Origin of the sequence: Parasutterella muris, assembly GCF_943193095.1 — a bacterium.
GTDB classification, from domain to species: domain Bacteria; phylum Pseudomonadota; class Gammaproteobacteria; order Burkholderiales; family Burkholderiaceae_F; genus Parasutterella; species Parasutterella muris.
Window position 1 is genome coordinate 1 of the sequence record NZ_CALPCV010000063.1, and the last position, 2,067, is coordinate 2,067.

The window sequence follows — 2,067 nt, forward strand, 5'->3', positions numbered from 1 at the left end:
CTAATAAATTCATGCAATTATCAGAAATTTTCGCAGATATTATTCAGATTTTTTATTAATATCGTGCGTCGAACCTGTACTTTATAACTTTTTGATTCATAAATAAATGGGTTAATTATATTTAGGGCTAAGTAGCTGAAGAATTCGAAAAATAAAAAAATACTGAAATCCCTTTCTAATTAGGCCGACGCGTAATCGACGAAGACCGCCATGCAAACAGAATTCTCGATAAGAGTCAGTACATTATTCATAACCTATTTTGTTCTTCGATCTTTCACGTTCTTCTTTAACTCTAGCACCGCCACATCTACACCCCTTAATTTGTTTTAAGCGTTTATACGAATTCAAAACTCTTTTACATAGTATCAAAATGTAATAATGTTCAATGGAGGTTATATGGACTCAAAGAAATTACTGGTAATTACAGCTCTAGCTATAGGGGGGTGTTAGCGGTTGCGCCGTACCCCAACTGCCTTCTCAACAAGCCGAACAACTTACCGTAGCTAAAGCTCAGCGTGAAATTAAAATCGGCATGACATCCGAACAAGTTGTCGAAGCCCTGGGTTCACCTAATATGGTAACAACAGACTCACAACGCAGGGAAACCTGGGTTTACGACAAAGTTTCTACAAATGTCCAATATTCAAAGAGCAACGGTGGTGTCTGGTTGCTCTTATTCGGTGCAGGCGGCTCTGCTGGATCTCTGTCTCAAAACCAAAGAACTCTCACCATCATCGTTAAATTTAATTCTGACGGCAGAGTAAGAGACTTTGCATATAGAACTTCTTCTTTCTGAGGCCGTCATGAAAAAAACACTATTATCACTTTGCGCAAGCTCTGTGCTTCTTACGGGCTGCACGGTCCATACAGATCATCTTTATGTTCTGAACGAAAATTATCTGCAGGAACGTCAGCAGCAAACAAGGCGATTTGAGACCAAGGACGAGGAACTAATCCTTTCTTCATCCGCTCAGGTCTTGCAGGATCTTGGATTCACCTTAACCGAGAGTGAAACTAAGATGGGCTTGTTAACGGCATCCAAAGAAAGAGACGCCAAAAATGGGGGCCAAATTGCAGGGGCCATTCTTCTAGCCGCCTTAACGGGTGCTCGGATGCCTATGGATACTGTACAAACAATTCACGCCACGGTTGTTTCATCCAAAAGTAAAACTGAAGATGGCTATCTTGTGAGAGCCAAGTTTGCTCGTGTCATATTTAACGACATGGGAGGCGCAAAGATAGAAGTGATTCAGGAGCCGGAGATTTACCAAGAGTTCTTTAATAAGCTCTCGGAGTCCGCCTTCCTCACTGCAAATGATATTTAGGATAAAAAATGAAAAAAATTCTCATCGCCATTGCCGTCGCTTCTTCGCTCTTGACAGGATGTACTACTAATCAAGCAGTTTTAGGAACTACAAAATCTCAAGTTGAACTTAGAAGTTTCCAAAGCAGAGCCTTCGACACAACGGATAAAGCTTTTGTCCTGCGTTCAGTAGTTTCTACAATGCAAGACTTAGGCTTCATCATTGATAAAGCCGACACGACATTAGGAACTGTGAGCGGAACAAACTACGTTGTGCCTATCAGTAAGCTGACTGTATCCGTAAGGGATAACAAGGAGAAAAAGCAGATTATAGTGAGAGCCAGCGGACAAGTGGGTGTTAATCCGATCGATACTCCAAAGGCATATCAAAACTTCTTCAATGCTCTTTCTCAGTCATTGTTCCTTGAAGCTCACAATGTAGAGTAAGTTAAAAACTCTTATTCTCTGAATACGGCCCGCTGAGGTAAATCTCCTTCGAATTTTTGCCCCAGCAGGCTTCTTTTGTCTCTGAATTTAGTGAATCCGTAAAGCTATCAAAAGCTCTACCGACCTTCTGAAGATAAGGGGAGGAGCTGTAAGCAGCTTCAGGGTTAGTTTTTACAACCTCGTACAAAACTTCCTGCGCGAAAATCACATTCCAGAATTATTTTTAAAACTTCTTCCAAAGAAAAACACCGCCGGGTTCATTGATTTTTGCGACGGTGTTCTGCAGAGAAAAGAGCTGAAGAAAATAATTAATTCAT

Annotated in this window: 3 protein-coding genes; all 3 read left to right on the forward strand. The window is 41.0% G+C overall.

Annotated features, from left to right (window positions below; genetic code table 11):
- Positions 1–526 precede the first annotated feature (526 nt).
- Genes bamE through NFR90_RS11535 form a run of 3 tightly spaced genes read left to right on the forward strand, consistent with a single transcriptional unit; the run spans position 527 to position 1,750 of the window.
- Positions 527–796 (forward strand): outer membrane protein assembly factor BamE domain-containing protein, encoded by a 270-nt coding sequence (gene bamE, locus NFR90_RS11740; RefSeq protein WP_303325996.1) that lies wholly within the window; start codon positions 527–529, stop codon positions 794–796.
- A 7-nt stretch (positions 797–803) separates the two neighbouring features.
- A complete protein-coding gene (locus NFR90_RS11530; RefSeq protein WP_160335039.1) occupies positions 804–1,325 on the forward strand; it encodes a hypothetical protein in 522 nt (173 codons plus the stop codon).
- Between the two features lie 8 nt (positions 1,326–1,333).
- A complete protein-coding gene (locus NFR90_RS11535) occupies positions 1,334–1,750 on the forward strand; it encodes a hypothetical protein (protein ID WP_251453149.1) in 417 nt (138 codons plus the stop codon).
- Positions 1,751–2,067: the final 317 nt, after the last annotated feature.